This is a genomic window from Enterococcus sp. C76 (assembly GCF_040886985.1).
GTDB classification, from domain to species: Bacteria; Bacillota; Bacilli; order Lactobacillales; family Enterococcaceae; genus Enterococcus_B; species Enterococcus_B lactis.
On sequence record NZ_JBFOEY010000003.1, the window covers coordinates 197,961 to 218,991 of the forward strand.

23 protein-coding genes are annotated in these 21,031 nt (G+C 38.4%); 14 read left to right on the top strand and 9 right to left on the bottom strand.

Translation table 11 applies throughout. The features are described from left to right. Positions 1-129: 129 nt before the first annotated feature. The 3 genes from AB3I00_RS05645 to AB3I00_RS05655 are packed head-to-tail and all read left to right on the top strand — an operon-like array spanning position 130 to position 4,086. Positions 130-1,191: a DUF871 domain-containing protein gene (locus AB3I00_RS05645; RefSeq protein WP_024634964.1), complete on the top strand. Its 1,062-nt coding sequence runs from the start codon at positions 130-132 to the stop codon at positions 1,189-1,191. 2 nt (positions 1,192-1,193) lie between these two features. Further along, a complete protein-coding gene (murQ, locus tag AB3I00_RS05650; RefSeq protein ID WP_002306098.1) occupies positions 1,194-2,090 on the top strand; it encodes an N-acetylmuramic acid 6-phosphate etherase in 897 nt (298 codons plus the stop codon). Between the two features lie 13 nt (positions 2,091-2,103). Further along, a complete protein-coding gene (locus tag AB3I00_RS05655) occupies positions 2,104-4,086 on the top strand; it encodes a glucose PTS transporter subunit IIA (protein WP_024634965.1) in 1,983 nt (660 codons plus the stop codon). A 69-nt stretch (positions 4,087-4,155) separates the two neighbouring features. Here the strand turns inward: AB3I00_RS05655 and nrdI are convergent, their stop codons facing one another. After that, positions 4,156-4,602 (bottom strand): class Ib ribonucleoside-diphosphate reductase assembly flavoprotein NrdI, encoded by a 447-nt coding sequence (nrdI, locus tag AB3I00_RS05660; RefSeq protein WP_002308351.1) that lies wholly within the window; start codon positions 4,600-4,602, stop codon positions 4,156-4,158. Between the two features lie 209 nt (positions 4,603-4,811). Between nrdI and AB3I00_RS05665 the strand changes: the two genes are divergently transcribed. Beyond that, on the top strand, positions 4,812-6,236 hold the full coding sequence (locus AB3I00_RS05665) for a basic amino acid/polyamine antiporter (RefSeq protein WP_368024903.1): 1,425 nt from the start codon (positions 4,812-4,814) through the stop codon (positions 6,234-6,236). Positions 6,237-6,411: 175 nt separating this feature from the next. On the opposite strand, the gene AB3I00_RS05670 is transcribed toward AB3I00_RS05665, so the two are convergent. The 3 genes from AB3I00_RS05670 to AB3I00_RS05680 form a co-directional block, all read right to left on the bottom strand. Then, complete coding sequence (locus AB3I00_RS05670) at positions 6,412-7,185, bottom strand: ABC transporter permease subunit (RefSeq protein WP_002308353.1); 774 nt, start codon at positions 7,183-7,185, stop codon at positions 6,412-6,414. Next, positions 7,182-8,087 (bottom strand): ABC transporter ATP-binding protein, encoded by a 906-nt coding sequence (locus AB3I00_RS05675; protein WP_070770404.1) that lies wholly within the window; start codon positions 8,085-8,087, stop codon positions 7,182-7,184. The genes AB3I00_RS05670 and AB3I00_RS05675 overlap by 4 nt, the downstream gene beginning before the upstream one ends. Positions 8,088-8,247: 160 nt before the next feature. Beyond that, positions 8,248-8,568 (bottom strand): multidrug efflux SMR transporter, encoded by a 321-nt coding sequence (locus tag AB3I00_RS05680; RefSeq protein ID WP_002308356.1) that lies wholly within the window; start codon positions 8,566-8,568, stop codon positions 8,248-8,250. A gap of 468 nt (positions 8,569-9,036) precedes the next feature. Here AB3I00_RS05680 and AB3I00_RS05685 point away from each other — a divergent pair, with 468 nt between their 5' ends. Together AB3I00_RS05685 and AB3I00_RS05690 are read left to right on the top strand one after the other, a co-directional pair. Then, positions 9,037-9,723, top strand: a complete 687-nt coding sequence (locus AB3I00_RS05685) for a DUF969 domain-containing protein (protein ID WP_368024906.1) — start codon at positions 9,037-9,039, stop codon at positions 9,721-9,723. 1 nt (position 9,724) lies between these two features. Next, a complete protein-coding gene (locus AB3I00_RS05690; protein WP_002308361.1) occupies positions 9,725-10,669 on the top strand; it encodes a DUF979 domain-containing protein in 945 nt (314 codons plus the stop codon). A gap of 179 nt (positions 10,670-10,848) precedes the next feature. On the opposite strand, the gene AB3I00_RS05695 is transcribed toward AB3I00_RS05690, so the two are convergent. From AB3I00_RS05695 to AB3I00_RS05705, 3 genes are all read right to left on the bottom strand, one after another. After that, positions 10,849-11,535, bottom strand: coding sequence for a putative bacteriocin export ABC transporter (locus AB3I00_RS05695; protein ID WP_002344498.1), 687 nt, complete (start codon positions 11,533-11,535; stop codon positions 10,849-10,851). A 7-nt stretch (positions 11,536-11,542) separates the two neighbouring features. Continuing rightward, the gene (locus tag AB3I00_RS05700) at positions 11,543-13,579 is read right to left on the bottom strand and encodes a bacteriocin-associated protein (protein ID WP_368024907.1); all 2,037 of its coding nucleotides are present in this window, start codon (positions 13,577-13,579) and stop codon (positions 11,543-11,545) included. A gap of 85 nt (positions 13,580-13,664) precedes the next feature. After that, the gene (locus AB3I00_RS05705; protein ID WP_368024908.1) at positions 13,665-14,126 is read right to left on the bottom strand and encodes a lactococcin 972 family bacteriocin; all 462 of its coding nucleotides are present in this window, start codon (positions 14,124-14,126) and stop codon (positions 13,665-13,667) included. 234 nt (positions 14,127-14,360) lie between these two features. Between AB3I00_RS05705 and pcp the strand changes: the two genes are divergently transcribed. Together pcp and AB3I00_RS05715 are read left to right on the top strand one after the other, a co-directional pair. Continuing rightward, positions 14,361-15,005, top strand: coding sequence for a pyroglutamyl-peptidase I (gene pcp / locus AB3I00_RS05710; RefSeq protein ID WP_002344495.1), 645 nt, complete (start codon positions 14,361-14,363; stop codon positions 15,003-15,005). A 78-nt stretch (positions 15,006-15,083) separates the two neighbouring features. After that, a complete protein-coding gene (locus AB3I00_RS05715) occupies positions 15,084-16,361 on the top strand; it encodes a hypothetical protein (RefSeq protein ID WP_368024909.1) in 1,278 nt (425 codons plus the stop codon). 42 nt (positions 16,362-16,403) lie between these two features. Here AB3I00_RS05715 and pnuC read toward each other — a convergent pair whose 3' ends face one another. Further along, complete coding sequence (gene pnuC, locus AB3I00_RS05720; RefSeq protein ID WP_002287078.1) at positions 16,404-17,153, bottom strand: nicotinamide riboside transporter PnuC; 750 nt, start codon at positions 17,151-17,153, stop codon at positions 16,404-16,406. Between the two features lie 330 nt (positions 17,154-17,483). On the opposite strand from pnuC, the gene AB3I00_RS05725 reads away from it, so the two are divergent. From AB3I00_RS05725 to AB3I00_RS05740, 4 genes are all read left to right on the top strand, one after another. After that, complete coding sequence (locus AB3I00_RS05725; protein ID WP_002313429.1) at positions 17,484-17,864, top strand: VOC family protein; 381 nt, start codon at positions 17,484-17,486, stop codon at positions 17,862-17,864. 94 nt (positions 17,865-17,958) lie between these two features. Continuing rightward, entirely contained in the window at positions 17,959-18,468 is a 510-nt protein-coding gene (locus AB3I00_RS05730) for a hypothetical protein (RefSeq protein ID WP_368024910.1), read from the top strand. 76 nt (positions 18,469-18,544) lie between these two features. Next, entirely contained in the window at positions 18,545-18,724 is a 180-nt protein-coding gene (locus tag AB3I00_RS05735) for a hypothetical protein (RefSeq protein ID WP_002308376.1), read from the top strand. Between the two features lie 54 nt (positions 18,725-18,778). Next, a complete protein-coding gene (locus AB3I00_RS05740) occupies positions 18,779-19,345 on the top strand; it encodes an N-acetyltransferase (RefSeq protein ID WP_002346106.1) in 567 nt (188 codons plus the stop codon). Between the two features lie 236 nt (positions 19,346-19,581). On the opposite strand, the gene AB3I00_RS05745 is transcribed toward AB3I00_RS05740, so the two are convergent. Then, positions 19,582-20,076, bottom strand: coding sequence for a hypothetical protein (locus tag AB3I00_RS05745; protein WP_002308379.1), 495 nt, complete (start codon positions 20,074-20,076; stop codon positions 19,582-19,584). 139 nt (positions 20,077-20,215) lie between these two features. On the opposite strand from AB3I00_RS05745, the gene AB3I00_RS05750 reads away from it, so the two are divergent. Further along, the gene (locus tag AB3I00_RS05750; protein WP_368024911.1) at positions 20,216-20,620 is read left to right on the top strand and encodes a hypothetical protein; all 405 of its coding nucleotides are present in this window, start codon (positions 20,216-20,218) and stop codon (positions 20,618-20,620) included. Then, on the top strand, positions 20,621-20,965 hold the full coding sequence (locus tag AB3I00_RS05755; RefSeq protein ID WP_002308382.1) for a hypothetical protein: 345 nt from the start codon (positions 20,621-20,623) through the stop codon (positions 20,963-20,965). The last annotated feature ends 66 nt before the right edge of the window (positions 20,966-21,031 follow it).

Below are 21,031 nucleotides of genomic sequence, written 5' to 3' on the forward strand. Positions count from 1 at the left end.
TTTTGGCAATATAAATCCAATTTTTAGAAATAAAATTTAATTATTTTAACAAAAGTATTGAAATTTTGTTTCTTTAGATATATACTCTAGTCATAGAAATGAAGACGGATACAGAAAAAGAGGGATAATATGTTTGGCTTTTCAATATTTATGAATGATTCTTTGTCAGAAGAGAAGAAACAGTATATCCGCCAAATGGCATCCAATGGCTTTGTCGGTATTTTCACTTCCATGCATATACCGGAAGATGATGTTTCGGCTTATCAAAATCGATTGATCGAACTAGGAAGCGAAGCGAAAAAGAATAAACTAGAGTTGATGGTCGATATTTCAGGAGAGGCATTGAAACGAGCTGGCTTTTCACTAGAAGATCTAACACCCTTGAAAGCAATTGGTGTAACAGGGTTAAGAATGGATTATCATATTTCTAATCAGCAGATCGCCGACTGGTCACATCAATTGAAAATCAGTTTGAACGCCAGCACGATCACGCCTAAAGATATCGATGAGTTGAAAGAAGCAGCGGCTGATTTCTCACAAATCGAAGCTTGGCATAATTATTATCCACGTCCTGAAACAGGGCTGGACAAAGAATGGTATCAGGAAAAAAATCAATGGCTCAAAACTCAAGGATTCCTTGTCCAAGGCTTTGTACCAGGAGATACAGAGTTGAGAGGTCCACTGTATCAAGGATTACCGACTTTGGAAGAACATCGAGGGATCCATCCTCTAGCAGGCGCTCTTGATCTATTAGCAAGTAACACGGATATTGTTTATATCGGAGATGCAGGTCTGTCAGAACACGTTCAGGAGCAATTTGCTTCTTTCCAAAAAGAACAGACAGTCTTGCTGCATACGGAATCTGTAGATGAAGATTTTTACGAATATATATTAGGAAAACATACGAATCGGCAAGATGATGCAAGAGATGTCATACGAAGCGCAGATGCGCGTTTTCGAGAGATTCCGCCAATCCCAGTAAGAAATACAGCTAAGCGTATGAAAGGATCTATTACTTTAGATAACGAAAAGTATTTGCGCTATATGGGCGAGATCCAATTAACTAAATATGATTTGCCAGCGGATGAAAAAGTGAATGTAGTAGCCAAAGTCATCAAAGAAGAACTACCGCTGATCAACCAAATCAAAGCTGGTATGAACTATCAATTTATAAGAAAAGAAGGAAGATAAAAATGAGCAAAATCAATTTAGAGAACCTAACAACGGAACGCAGAAACCAAGAAACTTTTGGATTAGATGAAATGAGTATTTCTCAAGCAGTCCAACTAATGAACAAAGAAGATCAGAAAGTGGCCGCTGCTGTTGAAAAAGAACTGACAAGTATCGAGCCAGTGATCGCCAACACGATTGAATCCTTTAAAAAAGGTGGTCGCTTGATTTATATGGGAGCTGGAACGAGTGGTAGACTTGGTGTATTAGATGCTGCTGAATGTGTACCGACATTCGGTGTAGAACCGGAAATGGTCATAGGTCTAATTGCTGGTGGAGAAGAAGCAATGACGGTAGCCGTCGAAGGAGCCGAAGATTCTTATGAATTAGGGCAAGAAGATCTAATCAAGCTGAATTTAACAAAAAATGATATAGTTATTGGTATCGCAGCTAGCGGTCGTACACCATATGTGATTGGTGGATTAGATTACGCAAAATCGATTGGTGCTGTTACAGGAACGATTTCTTGCAATAAACAAGCAGAAATCAGCAAGCATGCGGATTTCCCAATCGAAGTCGATGCAGGACCAGAATTTTTGACAGGCTCTACTCGATTGAAGTCAGGAACAGCACAAAAACTGATTTTGAATATGATTTCTACTATCAGTATGATCGGTATCGGTAAAGTATTCAATAACTTGATGGTCGACGTCAAACCAACAAATGAAAAACTAATCGAACGCTCAAAACGAATCATCATGCAAGCGACAGAAGCTGACTACGAAACAGCTGAAAAGTACTTTGAAGAAGCAGATCAAAATGTCAAACTGGCTATCGTCATGATTTTGACAAATAGTGATAAAGAGGCAGCTCAAGCAAAATTAGCTGAAGCAAACGGTTTTGTAAAAGGAACCTTATGAGGGGGAAAAGACCATGGCAAAAAACGAATTGACTTTGGAAGAACTGGCAAAACAAATTTATCAAGGAGCAGGCGGTATGGGCAATGTTGAAAGCATTGTCCACTGCATGACTCGTGTACGTATGAAGGTCATCAATGATGATCTTGTAAATGTCTCGGAATTAAAAGCGATTCCAGGAGTACTTGGCGTAGTAGAGGATGAACAGCTCCAAGTCATCATCGGACCTGGGAAAGTGAACAAAGTAGCACAAGAAATGGTTGACTTAGCAGGCGTGAAATTAGGAGAAAAACTTCCTTCTGCAAGTGCGACTACAACAAGTTCTTCTGCATCTGGAAAAGACCGTGTAAACGAACGGGCACAAGAAATGAAAGCGGCACAAAAATCGAAACAAAAACCCTCTAAAATCAAATCGGTATTAAAAGACATCTCTAATATCTTTGTACCAATGATCCCTGCATTTGTCGGCACTGGGATCGTAGCAGGGATTGCCGCAGTTTTAGCAAACTTAGTCACAGCTGGGACACTAGACGCAGGAACATGGCAACAATATATCGATGTGATGAACATCTTGAAAAACGGGATGTTTAGCTATCTAGTTATCTATACAGGTATCAATGCTGCACAAGTTTTTGGTGCAACGCCAACGCTTGGTGGAGTTATCGGGGCCGTTGTGATGCTGACAGGGATGAATCCGGAAGCACCACTGAAAAACTTGTTTACCGGTGAAGCTCTTGCAGCTGGACAAGGCGGGATCTTAGGTGTTATCTTCGCAGTTTGGTTATTGTCAATCGTTGAGAAAAAACTGCATAAAGTAGTACCTGATGCGGTAGATATCATCGTTACGCCAACTCTTTCACTGATTGCCATCGGTCTGATCGAAATTTTCTTCATCATGCCTTTAGCAGGGTTCATTTCTGACGGCATGGTCGGTGGGATCAACTGGGTACTTGGTGTTGGAGGAGCATTTGCCGGCTTCGTTCTAGGTACATTATTCTTGCCAATGGTCATGTTCGGACTACATCAGATCTTGACGCCAATCCATGTACAAATGATTGATGAAACTGGTCGTACCTTATTGCTTCCAATTCTTGCGATGGCCGGAGCAGGACAAGTGGGTGCAGCATTGGCATTATGGATCCGCTGCAAAAAAGACAAAGAATTAACAGAAATGATCAAAGGGGCTTTACCAGTCGGAATCTTAGGAATCGGCGAACCATTGATTTACGGAGTAACATTACCTCTAGGACGTCCATTTATTACTGCTTGTATCGGTGGAGGTATCGGTGGGGCAGTGATCGGAATGATCGGAAATGTCGGAGCAATCGCTATTGGACCTTCAGGAGCCGCTTTGATCCCATTGATCTCTGACGGTAAATGGTTAGGCTATATCCTTGGTTTATTGGCCGCTTACGCTGGTGGATTCGTTGCTACATTCTTCTTCGGTATTCCTAAAGACCGTTTAGAAAAAGAAGAACTAGCGACCGAAACAGCCACAGTAAATGAAGTGCCTGAAAAAGCAGTACCTCAAGCTTCAGCTGAAAGTGTGACTATCCTCTCATCAGTCGCTGACGGAACAGTTGTTTCTTTAGATAAAGCAAGTGATCCAGTTTTTGCACAAAAAATGATGGGTGAAGGTTACTTTGTAGAACCAGAAAACGGACATATCTATTCTCCGGTTACTGGAGTAATAAGTTCTGTCTTCCCAACAAAACATGCTATCGGCATTACGACACCAAACGGCTTAGAAATCTTGCTTCATATGGGTATCAACACAGTTGACTTAGGCGGTACGCCATTTGATGTGAAAGTAACAGAAGGACAGCAAGTGACACCTGATACGCTTGTAGCAGAAGCTGACCTAGAAGCAATTAAAGCAGCAGACAAAGAAACCTCCATGATCGTCTTGGTAACCAATATGGATCGTGTAAAAAACTTTGTCTTGGAAAAAACAGGTAAAGCGAAAGCAAAAGCACCTGTGATGGATGTCAAAGCTTAATAAGAATAGAAACAATAGAGAACATAAAAAGAAGAAGCCAAAATTTATTTTTCAGCTTCTTCTTTTGTGTTATTTATTTTTTTCTGCTAAAATTTGATAAACGCGTGTCACATCAGATGGTGTTCCCCGTAATTCATAATCTGCCAAGAAAGGAAAGCCGAATCTTTGTGCGTATTGTTTGGCTGTCAGACAATATTGATTATTGAAGTTTTTATTACCGCTACCGACTACACCAAGGCAAAGTTTATGATTGTCTTCGTACTCCAGATATTCGCGCATCGTTTCGGTCAAGATTTCTGTGTCACCGTTGTCTAACCCATTCCCACCGTCTAAATAAGTAGGAACGAAAGTAAAAAATGGTTCTGTTTCTTTCGTAAAATCACTATTTTCATGGATTTCTTTTAAAGTAACTTCAGGATTGACAGGATCTTCTGCATGCATTTTTTCAGCATATTCTGCTAGATGTTTGGCGAAAGCACGCGTATTTCCTGAAATCGATATATATAAAATGTTCATGGATCATCCCCCAATTCTTTCCCTTTAGTATAGCATCTTTTTAAGTTTTTTGGTGGTGTAATTTGGAAAGGGACTAGGCGCTTTGCTTGTATAATGAGAAAAAAGTCGGTAGAATTATATTTCTATTAAAGTTTTTATTAATTAAGTAAAAATAAAAAAGGTTTGTTATACTTTTTGATAAAAGCGGTTTTACTTTGGAGGATGCTTACATGGATACAGAGCAACAGAAAAAAGGAATTGGTTTGATTCCACTTGCTGCCTTAGTGATTGGTTCAGCGATTGGAGGTGGCGTATTTGGTATTATGACGGACATCTCCGGATCGGCTGGCGGCCCAGCTATTTTCAGCTGGGTACTCGTAGGAACAGCAATGTTGATGCTCTCCTTATCGATCAATAATATCAATAAAAAACGTCCAGATTTAAAAGGCGGAATCTTTAGTTACGCAGAAGAAGGTTTTGGCCGTTTCGCTGGTTTTATCAGCGGTTGGGGTTACTGGCTAACATGCTGGTTAGGAAACGTGGCGTTCGCAACATTGTTGATGAGTGCATTAGGTTATTTCTTCCCCGTATTCGAAGGTGGTCAAAATGTGGCATCGATCGTGATGAGTACGATCTTCTTATGGGGATATGCATGGCTAGTGAATCGGGGAGTTGAAAATGCTAGCTTTGTCAATGCTATCGTCACGTTTTGTAAATTAGTGCCATTATTTTTATTTATTGTAGTAGCTATCAGCACCTTTTCGATCCAACAATTCATTAATAACTTTTCTAGCGATATCATATTGAATGCGAATGGGCAGCCGATCCCGTTTTCTAGTCAAGTATTGAGCTGCATCATGGTGATGCTCTGGGTATTCGTTGGTATTGAAGGAGCTTCTGTCGTAGGCTCACGAGCAAAAAAACAATCGGATGTTGGGAAAGCAACGATTCTAGGGATATTCGGTTTGATCATTATTTACGTCTTGGTTTCCATGCTTCCATATGGCACAATGACGATGAATCAGCTGCAAACGATCAAAGCGCAACCTGCTATGGGATATGTATTTGAAATGATGGTTGGTAAATGGGGGGCGGTCGTGATCAACGGCGGTTTGATCATTTCTTTAGTTGGGGTTTGGCTCTCATGGACGATCTTGCCGATTGAAACAATGGGGAATATGGCTGAGGACGGACTTTTGCCTAAAGCATGGGGAAAACTCAACAAAAATGGTGCACCAACTTATGCTATCGTATTGACGACGTTATGTACGAATGTCTTTTTACTTTCATTATTATTCACTGACAGTGCGTATAACTTTGCTTATACACTTGGTACAGCAGCGATTTTCTTCACGTGGCTTTTCTTAGGACTGTACCAAATGAAGCTTTCTTATCAGCGAAAAGAATGGGTCCAATTTTTAGTAGGGCTTTTAGCAAGTGCTTTTCAAGTATGGGCCATGCTAGTCGTAGCCTTTAATGAAGTGATGCTTGTTCTTGTTCTTTTCTTACCAGGTATTTATTTTTACCTCAAAGCACGTAAAGAGCAAAACGAACCTGTACAACATATCCACTTAGATAAGATTTTACTTATCTGTGTGACGATGGTCGGAGTAATCGCAATGGTTTTATTTGCCACTGGGATGCTTCACATATAAAAGTATAAAGAGAGGCTGTGAGCCTGTCGTTTATTCAAAAAAGAAGCGGTGACAACATTCGTGTCACCGCTTCTTTTTCCGAATAAAGGGTGTTCAAGAAGTAGCTTCTTCTAAAAATAAGCCGAAATTTCTTGAAACTGACTACTTCTGTCATAACCTCTTTTTTAATGGACCATCATACATTTTTTCGCTTGAATACGAGGTATCCCAATGCTAAGAACAAAGCAATGTAAGCTAAATTGCCAAACAGCATTTGATTAGTAGAAAGATGAGTCAATTGCTTCATGATCTCTTCGTTGCCAATTTGGTTTTGCAGATTCAGCATACTGATTGGATTCCATTTGATCCACTCCCATTTTTGAATGAGTGCGATGAGGATACCAGATATGATTGATGAAGCAAAATAAAAGACGATCCCTGCTGAGATGGAGGCACCGGAACTATTGATAAAACAAGCAATCATCAACACTAAACTTAAAATCAGCCATAAACCGATATAACTACCCAAAGTATAAGTGAACAAGCTTTGGATTAGTGTCTGACCAGTAGAAATCTTCTCCGTAAAGGAAATCGAAGGGAAAAGGATCAGTTTCATCAACACGGTGACAATAATAGCTAAAAGGTATAAATAAATAGAATAAATAACTAATGTGATCCATTTGCTTACTAATATTTCTCCTCGAGAATACTTTCGATAAAGGAGATTTTTCAATGTACCATATTGTGATTCCATTGAAATGATCGTACTTGCAGCAGCAATCATGATAAAGACGATCCAAGATGTGGCACTGAAAAGCTGAGCAGTCATTTCAACTGGATCAATGATCGTCGTGTATTTTTTGGCTAGAAGTGCTGTTCCTATGAGCAAAGCGACTAATAGAACAGATAAAACAGCAGTCGACTTTTTCTTGATCAATTTAAATAATTCTTGTTTTACAAGCAATGTCATTTTTCTTCTTCCCCCTTTACTGAATCCAGAATTTCCAATAGGGAAGATTCCAAATCATTCGTCAGATGCTGGACATCTGTCACATGGATATTTTCTGCAGACAATAACTGGATCACAGTTCCTAATAATTCTTCGTTTTCTTTTAGAAGCTTGATTTTATCAGGATCTTCCAAGGGATATCCAGCGTCTGTCAAGATCGTTCGAGCAGCTTGATCATTTGTTGTAGAGATAACGATGAAATCTTGCGCTGTTTGGTTCAATTCAGCCATTGTACATTGTTTGATGATCTTTCCTTGATTGATCAGGATCAGCTCATCGACCATTTTTTCAAGCTCGCTGAGTAAGTGACTGGAGATCAAGAAAGAGGTGCCCTGAGTAGCCAAGTCGGTAATGATTTTTCGCACATCTCTTGTTGCTTGTGGATCCAAACCGTTCATCGGCTCATCTAAAATAACGATAGACGGATGGTTCAGTAAGGCAAGAGCAATTCCCAATTTTTGTTTCATTCCCAACGAGTAGGATTTCGCTTTTTTGTGAATGTACTTTTCCATCTTGAGCTGATTCACGATAGTGTCGATAGCAGATACATCGTTTGTTTCAGAGAATAACTTCAGATGATCATAACCTGTTAAGAATGGATAGATACCCGGATATTCGATCAATGCTCCTACTTGTTCTAATCCTTTATGACTAGAGGGAGAAATCTCATTTTCACCAATACGGATCGTTCCTTCTGAGTAATGGATCAGTCCTAAAATAGCTTTCATGATCGTTGTTTTTCCAGCGCCATTAGGACCTACTAATCCAACGATTTTGCCAGGAGATAAGCTAAAACTGACATCGCTGAGGGCTTGTTTGTGACCAAAGTTCTTGGATAATTCTTGGACCGAAAGACTTTTCAAAAATATTCACTCCTTTTCTATAGATAGTACAAGCATACACCTGATGAGTAGAGAAGTCGCTAGGTCATTAGTCTTATTTTCTTGTTTTTTCATCGAAAGAGGAATATCAAATAAAAAGCCCCGCTTTTTCTGATCATTCCTTGTCTGCTTGTCTAAGTATCTAGTGACCGCTAGTGATCTTGATGCCAATGATGCTGATGAGCAGCAACCCGACAAAGAACCAAGTGGAAAGATTCAGCTTATCATGAAACAAGACCACACCAATAATGACCGAACCAACCGCGCCAATCCCTGTCCAAATAGGATAAGAGAGACTCATCGGCAAACTTTTGATTGCCTTTGACAAAAAGTAAAAACTAGCAATCATGCCAATCACTGTGTAGAAAGAATAATTGACTTTGGAAAAACCATCACTCCATTTCATCATCGTTGACCAGAATACTTCCAAAATCCCTGCTATGATTAATTCCATCCATGCCATACTGACATTCCTCCTTAACTATAAAAAAATACACAAAAAGAGGAAAATCATCCCTTCAAAGACCTAATGGAATGATCATCCTCTTTATCCTACCCGGTGGCAGTTCGTATATCTTTTTCTGTAGTATAGCACACCTATCCAGATATCGGCAATCTCATACTTTTTAGTAAGGTGTATCAAGCATTGACAGATACATCATTAGCGGAAAATAAATACTTTTCAACAGCATAGAACTAATCTGTTATTTATAAATCATTTAAAAAAAACGGTAGCTGTTCCTTATTTTTATTTATTATCAAGCATTAGATTGAAAAAAGCTTTATCTTACAATAAGTAAGGTAAATTATATAATAAAAAAATAACGAAAAATATTTAAAAATAGTGTCTATTTCGTGAGAAAACAGCTATATTTTTTATGTGTTTTGCATTATAATTAAAAAAATATTGTCATTTTATGGAGGAAAGTACATGGGAAATTATCTTAGCCTTTTAGGCGTATTGATCGTTATTCTCGGGTTCGCATTTAAATTAGACTCGATATTGATCGTAATGGTTGCTTTAGTTGTGACAGCTTTGACTGGCGGTCTTGGCATTCAAGGAATGTTAGAACTTTTAGGCACAAGTTTTGTGAACAATCGTGGGATGGCGATTTTCATCATCATTATGTTGGCGACAGGAACACTTGAAAGAAATGGTCTGAAAGAATCAGCGGCTTCCTTGATCAAGCGATTCAAGAAAGTATCTGCTGGCATGATCGTAGATATTTATGGGATCTTTCGAATGATCTTTGCAGCTTTTAACGTGAGTTTTGGTGGAGTTGCTGGATTTGTTCGTCCGATCATTCTACCTATGGCATTGGGGACCATCGAATCAAAAGGGTTAGAAGTCCATCCGAAGCATGAAGAAGAACTAAAAGGGATGGCTTCAGCTATGGAAAATGTCTGCTGGTTCTTTGGACAAGTACTGTTCATCGGAGGAGCAGGGGCATTGCTAGTCCAATCCACATTGAAAGATCTAGGATATGACGTAACATTGGGACAGCTTGCTTTAGTGGAAGTTCCAGTGGCCATCACAGCTTTAGTCGTGGCAAGTGTCTACTTCTATCTTAAAGAAAAGAAGCTAGCGAAGAAATATTATTCAGGAAAGGGGCAATAAGATGGACTTTTTTACAAATCCTGATATTTTGTTAGGCGATAAATTATTGGAGATTCTTTATATCGTGATGGGACTTGTGTTGATTTACACTGGAGTAAGAAACTTAACAGATCAAACCAATCCTCATCGTTACGGCTCAGCCTTTTTCTGGACGGTTTTAGGGGTAGTTATTGCAGGAGGAAGATGGCTTCCGGCAATCGTGAACGGCGGCTTGATCTTTGCGATGACCATACCGGCGATTGCTAAGAGAGTCAGCAAAGGAGAAAGTCGGCTTCCATCAAAAGCATATATGGAAAAAATGTCAGACAAACTAGGAATGAAAATATTTATTCCAGCTTTGAGTATCGGTGTCTTTGCGATTTTGTTTGCTCTATTCACCAATTTAGGTGCTTTAGTCGGTGTGGGTGTCGGTGTGTTTGCGGCTATGCTGATCTTGATGTTCTTTTCTCGAGATAATCGCCCAAGCACATTTTTAGATGACGCAGCAGATATGCTGGGCACAGTAGGGCCGTTAAGTATGTTGCCAATGCTTTTAGCTTCTCTTGGTGCGGTATTTACAAGTGCCGGAGTTGGGACAGTGATTTCCAATGCCGTAGGTACGATCGTTCCAGAAGGAAATGTGAACATCGGTATCATCATTTACGCTCTTGGCATGGTGATATTTACGGTAATCATGGGGAATGCATTTGCGGCTATCACCGTGATGACGGTTGGTATCGGTGCGCCATTCGTATTTAGCCATGGAGCGAATCCAGCATTAATAGGAATGGTCGCGTTGACTTGCGGTTTTTGTGGAACCTTGCTGACACCAATGGCTGCTAACTTCAATATCGTGCCAGTGGCGATGCTGGAGATGAAAGATAAATACGGTGTGATCAAAAATCAACTTTTCATTGCTTTGTTCATGCTTGTTTTCCAAATTGCTTACATGATTTTATTTAAATAAAAAAAGAGGTTGGGACAGAAGTGTTCAGCTTCAAGAAATAAGAAGGAATTGACGAAAATGGCTTCTCAAATTTTTTTGGCATTTCGGCTTATTTTTCGAAGAAGCTACTTCTGGAACACCATTTATTCGGAAAAAGGAGGTGTGACACTAGTCACATCCCCTTTTTGTTTCTCTAATACTCAGGTCAGGGCGCTGATTTCACAACCTCTTTTTTTAGTTTCCTGCCAAGAATCAATTGAAAAAGAGCGTGGACTTTTTTCGATGATATAAGGATCATGGGTCACAACGATGACTGTTTTCCCCGCGCGATGCTGTTGGAATAGCAGATCCAAGATATGGTTACGGTTCTCGTTATCTAAAGAGCCAGTGGGTTCATCTGCTAGGATCAATTCTTTGTCTTCTAGTAGGAGTTTGGCAAAAGCTAGGCGTTGCTTTTCTCCGCCAGAAAGACGATAAACTTTTGTTTTCAATGGATAGTCTAAGGAAACCTTGGCAAGAGCTTCTTGCTGCAGCTTGATTTTTTCTCTTCGTCTGGTCTTTCGATAGATGAAGGGGATGTTTAAATTGTCCATGATCGTTTCATCTTCAATCAATCCATGATTTTGGAAAAGATAGGAGATTTTATTTCTCCGTAGTAAAAGAGCTGCTTTGCTGTTGATTTTCGGCGCATTTTTTCCAAAGAGCGAGACCGTTCCTTCATCGAATGAATCAATGAGTCCCAAAAGATTCAATAGGGTGGATTTTCCTGCACCGCTTTTTCCGTGGATCGTCCAAAATTCTCCTTGATCGATCGACAAGGAGACAGCATCCAGGACAAGTTTTTGTTTGTAGGTTTTCGTTACATGATCTAATTGGATGAGAGGCATCAGGCTATCATTCTCCTTTTAATATAGTTGCTTTTTCTTTTCTTTCCAAACGGTGCAAGGTGAAGAAAATCATTCCCATCTCTAAGATAGAAAAAAGAATCAGACTTTGGATCCAAGCAAAAGGCGCATCCATGAAAGTCGTATATAAAACCAATGCACCATATTGTATGAAAAACGGCAAGAAAATCATACGATAAGTTTTGATCATGGAAATACCATTCAATCGCCAAATCGTATATTTCTGCTTTTTGATCTTCAAAGAAATCAGCACGAGATAAGCAATCATGGTGATCAAAAGATAAAGAGCGAAGAGAATTTCCAGGCTACGTCGTTTGATTCCGAAATGTAAATCTACTTTTTTGATTTCTGAAAGCGGAGTGAGGACTGGGTAGTTGTCCAATAAATAATTTTCTTCCAGTACCTTTTTGATCGGTTCGAATGTTTTCTCGACCGATTGAGTGATAGGAACTTTGACTGGGTCGAAATATCCACCACCAGTAATGATTTGCCGGAGATTCCCCGCGCTGTTATTTCTTGTTTGGACTTCGATGACATTCGGATAGTAAATGATTTCTTCATCTGGATGGAATGTATGGATCTCTTGTTTGGACCGGATGAGATAAAAATCAGCTTGTGATTCATCCAGAAAGTAGCCATGCAAATAATGTTCTTTGATTTCTTGGAACTGATTCTCCAATCTTTCCGGTACTAAAAAGACACGTTGTGTTTCCTCGGGAGAGATCGCTATTTTTTGTCCAGTTACGCTGATGATCGGGTATTTTTGCAAATAATTGACATTTACACAAATTTTGCGGTTGATTTCTTCTTCTTCCATAAAGTAACTGATGGTACCAATCAGTAGCATCCCGTTTTCTTCTAGATATTGATACAAGCGGTCTTGTTGGGCGCTTAATACATTGTTTTCGATACTGATGACTTCATGGTTGTTTTTCCCTGAATAGGTATTATAAAATACTGCATACTCAGAAAATTCATCCGGATACGTAGAAGGAAGAAGCGACAGATTGACCAGTTCTACAAGTGTAAGGACGCTTGCCAAGCACCAGACGAAGGCGATGGTCTTGAAGAAATAAAGTGAAAAAATAAAAGTTCTGGCATACGATTTCCTATTTAGATTCTCCACAAAAGAAGTGGTGCATAAGAAATAAACAACACATAGCAAACTAATGATAGATACGGTAAAAAAAGCGAATTGGTGGAACATGTTCAAAAGGAAAATCGATGGATCAAAAATTAGCTGGACCAAACAACACGATCCGAACAGGAAAAGTAGATGTTTTATCAGTACTTTATACAAGATCGTCGCACAAGAGAGTCCGTTCAATCGTAGGATCGATAACTTTCTTGCATTGTCGAATAGCCATAGAGCGGTGAATAACAGAAAGAAGACCAGACTGATAATAATCAAATTCCTCACAGGACGAAAATCAAGCAACATGATGGTTTCTGAATAATCTGTATATTGAAAATCCTGCACCGTGAATGAAGGTTGATAGAGTTCATTATACTTAGTCGTCAAGCTTTCGATGAACGCGGATACCTGCTCTGTATTTTGGCTCTCTACAAATTTCGTCGCTTCTTTAAAGGAAGGCAGCTCTATCAATGGATGATTGTTGAACGAAGCATAATTGATCGTATAGTGTTGGGTTGAGAGGTGTTTTGCTGAAGGATGATTCAGCAGCGTTCTCAAATCAGGCTCATTGGAAAAGTAGTCGATCACGACTAAATCAACACTTGGGTCAGGCTTTCCGTTCGTGATTTTGGGTGTGAAATTTGTTTCACGAAAAAGTACGTTCAACTGTTCTTCTTCTGCCGTTTCGAGCAAAATGGACAGGTTTCTCGAAAAATTTTGTCGATCGTCTTGGATCGTTCGAGGTAGATCGAACGATCGGTATTGTTCAGGAAGCGAATAGCTGTCGGCGATGATTCTTTCTTGTGCCACCTCTTGGACATAAAAGAAAATCATAAATGAAAGGATAGAAAAAAGGACGAATAAATTCAACCGAATAAGTTTATTGTTCATGAAATGTGATCCTTTACTGTTAAAATAAGTAGCAATTTTTTAATGATGTCTGATGAAAACATCAGTGTAGTTACTTAAAGATGGATTACCACCAGCCGTAATACGCTAAGCCTGTGTGTTTGCTATCACCTACTACAGTGGCATAGGCATACATGTTACGGTCAGCATAAGCAGTATATCTTCTACCTCCAACCACTGCTGTTGCATAGTGGAATTTATCATAATGATTGAAATTTGACCAAGCACGTTTTTGTCCTATTGGCATAACAGGCCAACTATGTGTCCCGTATGTCCAATGTCCGCGGTGGATATGGACAGATCCTCTACTTTCTAAAGGGGCATCCGTTATGAGAGAGGGATCTGTCGTGCCAATCACTTTCCCGCTATCATCCAAAATGACCCCGCCTGATCGAGGCATTTGCTCGGTTATCCGTATTTCGTTTTTTGAGTCTGTGACTGTGTCAGCATGTACTTCTGCTTGCACCATGCTAGTGACGGTACTTCCTAAAAGAAGTCCTATTTTGCAAACTAATGTTATTTTTTTCATTTTTCACTTCCTTTCTTCGATAAATGGTATAGGTGATATTTCCATCAGACAATCTTTATTTTATAGTAAAATAATCCGCTTTCAAAGTAGCGGAACACTATTTTTTTATAAGAATATATTAAGTTTGCTCTGTTATGTTATTTAAACTCTTCTTTCCTTTATTTACGCTGTTCAAGGAAAATGGTAAGATAAAAGATAACCATATGTTAAATCAATCGGACGGAGGAACAACAGATGAAAGTACTAGTAACAGGTTTTGATCCATTTGGTGGGGACAAAGTGAATCCAGCCTATGAAGCAGTAAAGAAAATGCCAGATGAAATCAGCGGTGCTGAAATCATCAAAGTGGAAGTACCGACCGTATTCGAAAAAAGCAGTCAAGTAGTCAAAGAAGCCATCCAACAGTACCAACCAGATGTCGTGATCTGTGTCGGACAAGCAGGCGGACGGTCAGCAGTCTCGTTCGAACGTGTCGCAATCAATCTAGCAGAAGCAAGAATTCCTGATAATGAAGGAAATCAGCCATTTGATACGGCTTTAGAAGAAAACGGTCCAGCCGCTTACTTTACTTCATTGCCAATCAAAGCAATGACAAAAAATGTACAAGATCATGGTCTACCAGCGTACATCTCTTATACAGCAGGAACATTTGTCTGCAACGATATCATGTATCGTTTGCTTCATTTGATCGAAACGCAATTCCCTGCAATTCGCGGTGGGTTCATCCACGTACCATTCTCACCAGATCAAGTGATCGATCGTCCAGTGGGTACACCTTCTATGTCTCTGGAAGACATTGCTTCTTCTTTGACTTATGCAGTTGAAGCAGCAGTAGAAAATAAAGAAGATATTTCCGGGAATGCCGGAACAACTCACTAATTTAGCAAGAAACACTGGCTGGTTGCTAACGTTATGTTAGTAGCCAGCTTTTTGTAATTAGAAAGGAAAGAAATAGCCGTGGAAGAATGGCAATCCGTCTTTGAAGAATGGTTTCCAAAAGAAATCAACAAAAGCTATCCTATTAAGATCTCTAAACAATACACAAGCAGTCAACGTTGGGAGATATATGCAAAATTAACAAAAAAACAGCGGGAACTAGTCGATAAGCACCGCCGATATCTAATCAGCTCTCGTTTTATGGAAGAACATTATTTGGCCGCAACAGATTGGGTGTTTTCTGACTTCAAGATCAATCCGTTTTTTCGAACAAAACGAAGCCAGCAAAAATTGTATTGCGAATGTGGGAGAGAATTAAAAGTGCAATATATCGTCAAATCGCCAAAAACCGGAAAGACCCTAAAGCTAGGTATCAACCACTTTGCCGATCACCTGCATGTTTCTCCGACAGTAGCAGCTTCGATCCATCAGGGAATGACAAAAGTCGATCTGGCCTTAGATGAATTATTATGGCTTAAGCAAAAGAATATCGATTTTCCTGAAGAACTATGGCAAAAATACTGTTTTGTCCTGTACCAAAATCGACGGATGAAACAGCCGTATTTACCGGATATAAAATTAGCACAGCGTCTCGCAGAATTTCGCCAAGCAGAAATGCCGATTTACATAGCGGATTATCAAGCATTGGAAAATGAAATCAAGAAAATCAGTGAACACATCAACGGGCAGCCAAAAAAGCGACAGATAAAGAAAGAACTGTTTGACGACTTTGCAGAAGAATTAGTAAAGGATGTAGAAGAATTCTTGAACAACTATCGCACATTTTTACGTAAAGATTGGCAATCCATCGTTTATGAAGAAGTACCAGCGCATCCTAATGCTTATTTTGAAACGTTTATTTCCGCATTGAGAAAGACAAAACGTCAGCGAACACCAGAAGTCATTGCTCAGATGGAATATTTTGCGAAAAAACAACGGTTCATCCAACCAAAAATCTATCTATTTATTTGGAAGCAATATTGTCGCTATGGTTTTACGGAAGGATTCTTCGACAGCATTCCTCGGATAGTCAGAAATGGTTTTTTAAAAGTATTGCGTAAAGAACGAGAAGCCGTACAATCTGCTGATAAGAAAGAGCACACAGTCTCAAAAGAAAAATGGCAGCTAGTGGTGAAGGAGATCCATTCTGGGAATGTACAAGAGACGATCGACAAATGGAAAGGAAAACATTATCGTTTTACTGAAGCGCAAAAACAAGCGTTAGAATATTATCAGAAGTTAGAAGAATCACTGCGTTTCAATGATGAGGCAAGAAAGTATCTGAAGGAATTACTATAAAAAATAGGCTTTCTCTCTAAAAATAGAGAGAAAGCCTATTTTTTATGCGTGTTGTTGTGCGTTGTAGTATTCTTCTTCCATTTTTTGCATACGTTCACGTTCTTTTTGGTTATACCAAGGAGAAACGGTGAATGCAAGGACATCATTCAGCAAGTAAACAGAGCTGTTCACGAACATCGCCAAACTTGCAGATCCATGCGTAAATGAAATATACCAAAGGACCATTTGTGCAAGCCCTGAAGCTAACCACCAGTAATATTGGTTATTGTAACGCAAGAAACTGATGATACCAGCAGTCAAGCTAATGGAAAAAGCAATGGCATCTACCCATGGGCGAGGATCATCTGTATAACGACCAATCAGGAATCCTGAAACAAGATAGACAAGGAAAGTACTGATGATTGCGATAAACCAGCTTTTTCCAGTGAATTTTCGGATTTTTGAAGCCATATTATGATTCCATTCTTTGCTTAACAATACGGGGATATCCAATGTGATCATATAAGCAATCTGTTCACCGATACTTAAATAGTTTTTTGCTGAAAATCCAACGATAATAAAACAAATCGCAGACAAAATACCTAAAATACCGTTGACTGATTTTGCCGCATTGATGGATAAAATACACAATACACCAAGCGTGGTACCGATAAATGTGATAACGGACAGCCAAGTGATGGGACTATTGACAAGAGTCATGACCTGACAGCCAAGACTGAAAAAGAAAAGATAATAATTTTGTTGCGGCCAGCCTTTTAGCTGATGAGCTAAAAACTGAAAATATGACTTCATGTATGAGGACTCCTTAAGACACTAAATGTAGTGTGTTCTGTATTTACTAACACAATCTATTGTATGCTTTTCTTAAAAAAAAACTAGTCTTTCAATTATAAATAATTTGTGTTATGATAATTTTCTGTTTGTTTTCTTGAAAATATAATTTCTTACTTTCATTTATTATATTGGGAACAGGAAGAGTGTCTTGGAGGACCTACTTTCTGTTTTTTTTTGCCTTTTTTCTTATAAAAAGAAAAAACAGCTATTTTTTTCAAGCTGACACATTTACAATAGAGCTGGAGAATAAGATAGATACGAATTTAAACGAAGAATAGGAGTGCTTATATGAACCTTACAACGATCCATCATGTAGCCATCATTGTTTCAGATTATCAGAAATCACGTGATTTTTATGTTAATAAATTAGGATTTGAAGTAATCAGAGAAAACTACCGCAAAGAACGAGATGACTATAAATTAGATCTGAAACTAGGAAGTGCCGAATTGGAGATTTTTGGAATTGCCAATGCACCACAACGACCAAACTATCCAGAAGCTTGTGGCTTGCGTCATCTTGCTTTCAAAGTAGACGATATCGAAGAAACGATTGCAGAATTGCATTCCCTAGGGATCGAATCTGAACCGGTAAGAGAAGATACGTTTACAGGGAAAAAAATGACGTTCTTCTTTGATCCAGACGGGTTGCCGTTAGAACTACACGAATAAAGATAACAAAATTGTCACTTTTTTTTCGTTTCATTCGATTTTTCGTTCGTTCATTTCTTGATATTCTTTAAAAAAAGAAACAGGAGAATGAAGAATGAAAAAAATGATGTTTGGTGCTGCTGCCCTCATCGTAATATTGTTTACCGGTATGACAGGATTGCTCAGCGCCGCTTTTCACTTGGATGATATTAGTGATCAAGAATATCGGATCTCATTGAACGAAGCAGCAGCAATCGCTAAAAAAGAAACAAAAAAACATAATATATCTTCTATCCATTTTGCAGTGGAAAAAGAATTGGATAATCCTACGAATGCGACATATGAATACCAGTTTTTTTGTAAAGGACAAGTCATAGCAGTCAATCCGTCCACTGGGAAAGCAACTGTAAGGAATCATACAGAAAAAACAGCAGAACCTCTATTTGACATAGAAAAAACGGAAGAGTTCAAGCAACCGCAAGCAGCGATGAAGGAAGCAGTCAGCTACTACGGGAAAAAAGCAAAAGTGAAAGAGTGGGCAATTGTAGTTAAAGATGAACGTCCGTATTATCAAGTCCAATTAATTGATGGAAAACAGACTCAACAGGTATGGATATCTGCATAGAAAAAGGCTATCGCTTCTCTTTTTTTCAATATAAGAGTAAGCTAAGAGGGTAAAGATGAAAGGAAGTTGAGATAACATGGAAAAAATGAAATGCCCTAATTGCGGAAAAAAATTTGCATACGAAGAAGTCAATAATGTAGTCGAACATAATGATAAAGAAATGCCAATCGTCTGCCCTTATTGCCGAACTGAAGCGGCAAGAATCGTTACTCATGGTTATTTCATTACTGAAAAGATAGAAGATTTTTTAAAATAACGATTTTGCGATTTCTTTTTCTGCATGTTAGAATGGAGAAAAGGAGAGGAAACTATGATTCGTTTTGCGAGAAAAGAAGATGCTCCAGAAATCGCTCCATTGATCTTAGTGATTCTAAAAGACATGGAATTGCCATTTTTGAAGCAGACAGGGGAACAAAAAACTTTAGAGATTTTAGAAGAAGCAATCACTGATCCAAATTATCGCTACAGTTATTCACGAGGTATCGTAGAAGAAATAGACGGTAAAGTTGCAGGAGTTGCTTACGGTTATACAGATGAAGAAGAAGCAATCATCGATCAGCCGCTAGTACCTATCTTAGAAAAATATCAGTTAGATGCGTCTACACGTTTGTTCATTGATAAAGAAACGTTTCCCAATGAATGGTATTTGGACTCTATCAGTGTATCAGAAGATTTTAGAGGGCAAGGCATCGGTTCACGATTATTAGAAGCATTACCTAAATTGGCGAAGAAAGCGAATCGCTCCGTCATCGGACTAAGTGTGGATGAAAAAAATCCAAAGGCTAAAAAATTATACGAACGCCATGGCTTCAAAGTGGTCGGTCAGCGGATGATCAGTGGTCATCTTTATGATCATATGCAAAAGAAATTAAATTGATTTAAATGGTCAAATAGTAAAAAATAATAATAGTGTAAAGAAGAATAATTGTTACTAAAAATTGAATAGGTTTTAATAAGGTTGTGACAGAAGTGGTCAGCTTCAAGAAATAAGAAGGAATTTACGAAAATTGCTTCTCAAATTTTTGTAACATTTCGGCTTATTTTTCGAAGAAGCTACTTCTGGAACACCGTTTGTTCGAAATAAAGGACTGTGACACGATTTTTGTCACAGTCCTATTTGCTATCCGTTGTAAAACTGTATTCGACTCCGAATGAATCTTTTAGCCTTGCTTGATTGTCAGCTACCCATGTAAATTCCTTTTTGTAATCTTTTCCGATTAGATAAGTTTTTTTATTATCAGAATCGATTTCCACTCTTCCATTTTTGACTTTCCTGTTGAAACTTTGCAGTAATTCTGGATTTTCAGTAGAAATAGTTTCGGAAGGAAAGTCTTCTTTAATCATTTCAGCCAGTAACAGTCGATCGGTTTCGCTTAACAATTTTGTTGGAGAGGTATTTAAATTTATATTTTGTTTAAATTCTTTACTGATTTCTAAATACCCATTATCTAAAATATAAGTTCCTCTAGTTTGTAAGGTTCCATTAGCTGTAATTTGTTCTATTGTGACATAAGTTATTTTATTGTAATTCGAATTGCAACCGCTGATTATGAATAATAATAACAAATGTGATGTATAAATAGTTCTTTTTAATAACTTTTTTTTCATGTGATCGTCTCCTTTAACCTCTATTTTTCTTATATTTTACCATATTTGAAAAATGATGGTAATATAATTGAAGTTTTGTTTGATGTGCATAAAAATTCAATGTATGATCAGAGTGTAAAAATAGAAATGGAGGTTTTTTATGATTAAAAATGTTTTTTTATCTAGTTGTTTTTTACTGTCCGTTGCTGTTTTTTTATTAAGTAATAACGGTGTCCATGCTGAAACAAAATATTTTAGCTATGGTGAGGATGCTCCTTCTCACATTGTAGAAACCACTATTTTTGATTTCGATCAAATGAAGTTTATCACTATTTCTCCACAAGCTATATTGACACGTTATTGGACAAGTGGATGGACAACGACTGGAAATCCTGCTCCAGCTGTTGCATTCTTCCAATCTGGAGCCTATCGAGGTTGGCTTGGAAAATATAGGGAAATGCCTGTTTCAAATGGAACTCGAGGATATTATGAGGGATATTTTTATCACCATTCCTTACCTTTACCGATTCCTTCAAAAATAAATTTCAGGGAAGGAGATATATAAGTGAAAAAATTTAAGAACTTATTTATTTTAACAATGGTTATATGGGGATTAACCGCTTTTTCACAAAAAATACATGCCGATACAAATGATTTAAGTGCTGAGCAAGTAATGAGTACTATCAATAGCAGAGGTAGTAAAGTTATCTACCATACAAGACGATCGGCTACTTTAAGCGGTCTAACAAATACAATTATATATAATGATGGTATTTATTGTGGGCAATTATATTTACAAAGTTGGTCTTACGACAAAGATTTTGCTACAGGAAGATTCTGGTATGTAGGGATATACAGAGGGACGGTCAGATCGAATGGAGGATGTCCTATCGGTCGATTAAAGTTTTAATATGTGATAGGAGAATATAGACGGATGAAATAGCACTTTTTTAGTTCATCAAGAGTGTTTGAATAC